The 4,798-nt window shown below is 68.6% G+C and carries 6 protein-coding genes and 1 tRNA gene; 3 read left to right on the top strand and 4 right to left on the bottom strand.

All coding sequences use genetic code 11. The features are described 5' to 3' along the window. Positions 1 to 240, top strand: a 240-nt coding sequence (locus ACSNOB_RS31485) for a GntR family transcriptional regulator (protein ID WP_436691018.1), incomplete at its 5' end; no start/stop codon positions are given. On the opposite strand, the gene ACSNOB_RS31480 is transcribed toward ACSNOB_RS31485, so the two are convergent. After that, on the bottom strand, positions 222 to 1,202 hold the full coding sequence (locus ACSNOB_RS31480; protein ID WP_436691016.1) for a helix-turn-helix transcriptional regulator: 981 nt from the start codon (positions 1,200 to 1,202) through the stop codon (positions 222 to 224). The two genes, ACSNOB_RS31485 and ACSNOB_RS31480, sit on opposite strands and share 19 nt — an antisense overlap. A gap of 162 nt (positions 1,203 to 1,364) precedes the next feature. Here ACSNOB_RS31480 and ACSNOB_RS31475 point away from each other — a divergent pair, with 162 nt between their 5' ends. Continuing rightward, positions 1,365 to 2,219 (top strand): nuclear transport factor 2 family protein, encoded by an 855-nt coding sequence (locus tag ACSNOB_RS31475; protein ID WP_436691014.1) that lies wholly within the window; start codon positions 1,365 to 1,367, stop codon positions 2,217 to 2,219. Positions 2,220 to 2,685: 466 nt separating this feature from the next. Here the strand turns inward: ACSNOB_RS31475 and ACSNOB_RS31470 are convergent, their stop codons facing one another. From ACSNOB_RS31470 to ACSNOB_RS31460, 3 genes are all read right to left on the bottom strand, one after another. Next, the gene (locus ACSNOB_RS31470; RefSeq protein WP_436691020.1) at positions 2,686 to 3,033 is read right to left on the bottom strand and encodes an ArsR/SmtB family transcription factor; all 348 of its coding nucleotides are present in this window, start codon (positions 3,031 to 3,033) and stop codon (positions 2,686 to 2,688) included. A gap of 68 nt (positions 3,034 to 3,101) precedes the next feature. Next, positions 3,102 to 3,713: a hypothetical protein gene (locus ACSNOB_RS31465; protein ID WP_436691012.1), complete on the bottom strand. Its 612-nt coding sequence runs from the start codon at positions 3,711 to 3,713 to the stop codon at positions 3,102 to 3,104. Positions 3,714 to 3,777: 64 nt separating this feature from the next. Then, positions 3,778 to 3,861 (bottom strand) — tRNA-Leu (locus ACSNOB_RS31460). 224 nt (positions 3,862 to 4,085) lie between these two features. Between ACSNOB_RS31460 and ACSNOB_RS31455 the strand changes: the two genes are divergently transcribed. Then, a partial coding sequence (locus ACSNOB_RS31455; RefSeq protein ID WP_436691010.1) for a tetratricopeptide repeat protein occupies positions 4,086 to 4,798 on the top strand: 713 nt, incomplete at its 3' end.

Raw genomic sequence — 4,798 nt, 5'->3', positions numbered from 1 at the left:
ACCGACGGCGAACTGCGCCCCGGCGACCGGGTGCCATCGACGCGTCAGCTCGCCATCCGGTGGAATGTCGCCCTCGCTACCGCGACGAAGGCGCTGACCACCCTGCGTCAACAGGGGCTGGTCCGGGCGGAGCCACGGGTCGGCACGCTGGTGGCCCAGCCCGTCCAGAGCACCATCGCGGTACCAGGCAGACCCGTTGCACCCTTACCCGCACCGTCCCGCTATCGGCGGCGCTGGTAGATGAGGATCATCGTGTCGAGAGTCTGGGTGATCCGTTCGCGCAGTTCCTGGGGAGCGAGAATCTCGGCGTCGGCTCCGAGTTTCAGGAGTTCGGGGACGGCCTGGTCGATGGATTCGATCGGGATGGTGACTCGGGTCCAGCCGTCCGGATCTGGTTCGGTTGCGATCTGGTTGGCGGCTTGGGTTATGGCCGGCTCCATGATGTGTGGCAGCCGTTTCAGGGCGTTCGGGGAGAGGCGGAGAGTCGCTTGCCCCTGATGACGGCGGGTGTCGAAGCGTTCCAGGTAGGTCTGCCAGTAGGTGGCCAGGTCGAACCCTTCTACCCGATCGAATCGCTCGGTGAGCACGTCGAGGGCCAGCAACCGGGAGATCCGATAGGTACGGAACTGGTCTGCGCTGCGGGCCACGAGATACCAGTGGCCTGCTTTGAGGACCAGCCCGTACGGGTCCACCGTCCGGGTGACCTCGTGAGGTTCCGCCCATCGCAGATAGCGCATTCGTACGGGGAACTGGTTCCACACGGCGTCCGCGACCGCCGTCAGATGCGGTGTGTCGTCGCCGTCGTGGTACCACGACGGCGCGTCGAGATGGAAGCGTTCGGAGATCCGTCCAACGCGGTCGCGTAGTTCCGCCGGCAGCGATGCCATGAGTTTGAGTTGCGCGGCGGTCACGACAGCGCCCAAGCCGAGATCCGCGGCCGCCGTCGGTAGTCCGGTCAGGAACAGCGACTCCGCTTCTGCGACCGTAAGGCCGGTCAGCCGGGTGCGGTAGCCGTCGAGCAATTGGTAGCCGCCATCGTGCCCCGCTTCGCCGAACAGTGGGATGCCCGCCGCACTGAGGGCTTCCATGTCCCGGTAGACGGTGCGTACCGACACCTCCAACGTCTCCGCCAGTGCCTGGGCGGTCATGCGGCCGTGTGTCTGCAGCAGCATCAGGATGGACACCAAACGGCTCGCGCGCATGACGACAAGTGTGCCGCGATCCACTGACAGGAGGTGTCAGTGAGCCGCCCGTAGTGTCTTGGCGAAGGACCACGCGGCGGGTCAGGAGCAGTGCTGACGTGGGCACGATTCAGGGAACGAAGCCTGCAACTCCTGCGCCAGCACCAAAGTAAGGAAGATACTGTGATTGACATCAACGAGTTCGTCGACCGCTACGTGGGCGTGTGGAACGAGCCCGACCCGGACGCCCGCCGTAAGACCATCACCACACTATGGGTCGAGGACGGCGCCGAATTTACTGAGTCTGCGGAGCACCGCGGGCATGCGGCCATCGAGGCTCGAGTCACTGGGGCATACGAGGAGTTCGTGAAGGTGGGAGGATTCGTCTTCACCTCCGCAACCGGTGCTGCAAGCCACCACAACGCCATCAAATTCGCCACCCACATGGTCCCTGCCAGCGGCGGCGACGTCGTATGGACAGGTCATGTCTTCGTCCTGCTCGATCAGGACGGGCGGATCCGGTACGACTACCAATTCGCCGCAAACGCGAACGAGCCCGCACCTGTCGACGTCTCCAGGCAGCAGGACGGGAGCACCCGCGCCGTCGTGGAGGAACTCCTCCGCCGGGTCGGCGACGGTGACCCGGACCGGATCGCTGACCTGTTCGCCGAGCAGGTCGACTGGCAGTTGGACTGGCCAGTCGAGGGACACCCGGCGGTGCCGTGGATTCGTCCCCGCTCGACCCGCGCCGACGTCGCCGACCACTTCCGCGCGCTCGATGCCTTTCACGTACCCGACAAGCGAGGCGGATCCGTGGCCCGAATCCTCGTCGACGGCAAGGACGCGGTAGTCCTGGCAGAAATCTCCCAGACGGTGAAGGCCACCGGCAGGGCCTACACCTTCCCGATCGCCCTGCACGTCACCGTCGAAGAGGGTCAGATCATCCGCTACCACGTGTACGAGGACAGCCTCACGGTCGCGCAGGCGCTCGCGAACACGGGCACGCGCCACTCCTCGACGACGCGATCGAACGGGTAGTCGATCGGACTGCTCCAGGGCTGTCACGCTACGCAGCATCCCGGCGCGCAGCGAAAGAACTCTATCCACTGAGTTCTCTTATCAATTCAGCGGATGGTTTCACCTGGCTGCCGAGTACGCCGCGATGCTCCGCTGACGCTGGTCGGGTGGGTGGCGTATTCGACGCCACCCACCCGATGGTCGAGGCCGTGCCGATCAAGGTCAGGGCGTCAGCCGTGAATGTCCTCGGCCTTGTCGTTGTAACTGCCAAGGTTCGCCGATGCGGTGCAGTCGGTCATCGTGCGGTGTTGCCGGCGCCGTCGCCGAGGGTGCCGCTGTCGCTGCCGGAACACCCATCAAATACCGGCACCGACGGCGGCGACGTCCCGGTACCGCCGCCTCGGCGAGATACCGGACCCAGGTCGCCTGGCCCCGTCACGGCATCCGACGTCGGCACCAGTCCGTCAGCGCCCACGAGCTGTGCCGGTCAGCGGGTCTTCTTCGTCGCCCGCTTGCGGGGCGGCGTCAACAGCTCGGCGATACCCGCGATCGCCGACGGCACCAGGCGGTAATACACCCACACGCCGCGCTTCTCCCGTTCGAGCAGGCCGGCCTCGGTGAGGATCCGCAGGTGATGGCTCACGGTCGGCTGGGACAGACCGAGCGGCGCGATGAGGTCACTCACCGGCGCCTCGCCCTGCGGGGTCGCCTGGATCAGGCTGAGCAGTCGTAGCCGGGCCGGATCGGCAAAAGCCTTCAGAATTCCCGCGAGGCGCTCGGCATCGGCGTGTTCGATAGGTTCGCCGGCGAGGGGCGAGATGGCAGGCGTCGTCATGTTCATGGATCCCACGCCTCGCATCGTTGCAGCAACACCGCCGCTGTGTGGGCAGAACGAGGGGCGGATCACGCCGACGTCACGGGCGGGGCGGCGGGTGGAAGCACGCACAGGGAAATCGCGCCTCGACGTCCCGACCACCTGCGGACGAGCGCAGACGAGCTAACAACCACGGCAACGCCTACTACCGCTGCCGCTTCCCCCAGGAGTACGCCCTCGCCAACCAGGTCGGCCATCCCCGCAACGTGTACCTGCGCGAGGACGCCCTCACCGACCCGCTCGGCACCTGGCTGGCCTCCGCCTTCGCACCCCACCGCATCGAACAGACGATCACGGCGATGGCCGACGCCCAACCCCTGGATCATCCGCCCGGTCATGCCACGGCAGCCCAGGCAATCATCACCGAATGCGACGTCAAGCTGGAGCGCTACCGAGCAGCCCTCGACGCCGTAGCCGACCCGGCTGTCGTCACCGGATGGATCGCCCAAACCCAGACCGAACGCGCCCGCGTCAAAGCAGGTCTCCGCGCGATGGCAGGCACCAGCCCGCGCCGAATGACCGGAACAGAAATCACGAGCCTGGCGGCGGCGCTCGGCGACATCGCCACCGTTCTCCGCGACGCCGACCCCGCCGACAAGGCCGAGGTCTACCGGCAACTCGCGCTCCGGCTCACCTACCACCCGGAAAACGCGAACGGTGCGCGCTTCAGTGGATCTCAGCGCGCACCGTGGGGCAAGTCAGTTGTGTCCGAGGGGGGACTTGAACCCCCACGCCCTATACGGGCACTAGCACCTCAAGCTAGCGCGTCTGCCATTCCGCCACCCGGACTTGCTCGTCCAGCCTACCGCGTCGACCGAGGTGATCAACTCACTCGTCGGCCGGCCCCGGCGGGCCGCACGGGGAGTTACTGTACACGCCCCGGGTGGATCATGCACATCGGCTTCCGACAGGTGGGCCGGCGCAGGTGGGACGGGGTCCGCCGCCCGATTCCAGCCGGCGGTAAGCGGTGGCCCGGGTGGCGTTCGGCCACCCTTACCCGGCAGCATGGCCACGTGTCCCATCCCTCTCCCCTGGCCGCCGTTCAGCACCGGGCCCTCGCCCTGCGCGCCGCGGGCGATCTCACCGCCGCCCGTCGGCTGCTCGACGACGCCGTCGGGTCCGCCCGGCCGCCGTACGGCGCGGATCACCCGGATGTGCTGAGCACCGCGCACCTGCTGGCCCGTCTGCACCGCGAGGCGGACGACCCGGGGGCCGCCCGCCGGGTGCTGGAGGAGGCGTTCGCCGCCGGCGAGCGGCGCTGGCCGCACGCCGACCCGCTGATGCTGGCGCTCTCCTTCGAGCTGGCCGCCGTGGCACACGAGCTGGGCAATCGGCACGAGGCTCGCCGCAACTACACGCGCGTCGCCACCCTGGGGCCCGCCGTGCTCGGTGCCGACCACCCGGCGGTAACCACGGCCCGGCAGTACTTCGGTGACGCCGCTCCCGCCCCCCAGGCGAGCGAGCTGCCGGACGTGTCGGCGCTCTCCGAGCCGACGATGTCCCTGGCGGCCCTGTCCACCGCCTGGCGACCGCACGAGCCGGCCGCTGCCGCCCACCCCCCTCGGCCCTCGACCGCGCAGCCGGCGCCACCACACGTCGCGAGCGGCCCGCCGGCGCCGCCCGCTGTGGCGGCCCCGCCGACCATTCCGCCTCCGCCCGCCGTCCCGTCGCGGGCCACCCCCGCCGCGCCGGTGCCGCCGCATACCGCCGGGCCCCCGTATCCGCC

This window comes from Micromonospora sp. URMC 106 (genome assembly GCF_051386395.1).
GTDB lineage: Bacteria > Actinomycetota > Actinomycetes > Mycobacteriales > Micromonosporaceae > Micromonospora.
The sequence above is the reverse complement of the archived record's forward strand: the minus strand, read 5'-3'. Positions and strand labels throughout refer to the sequence as shown.

Coding starts and splice junctions, on each gene's coding strand:
- ACSNOB_RS31470 (WP_436691020.1), bottom strand. CDS start 3,033: ATGACGACGCCTGCCATCTCGCCCCTCGCCGGCGAACCTATCGAACAC.
- ACSNOB_RS31480 (WP_436691016.1), bottom strand. CDS start 1,202: ATGCGCGCGAGCCGTTTGGTGTCCATCCTGATGCTGCTGCAGACACAC.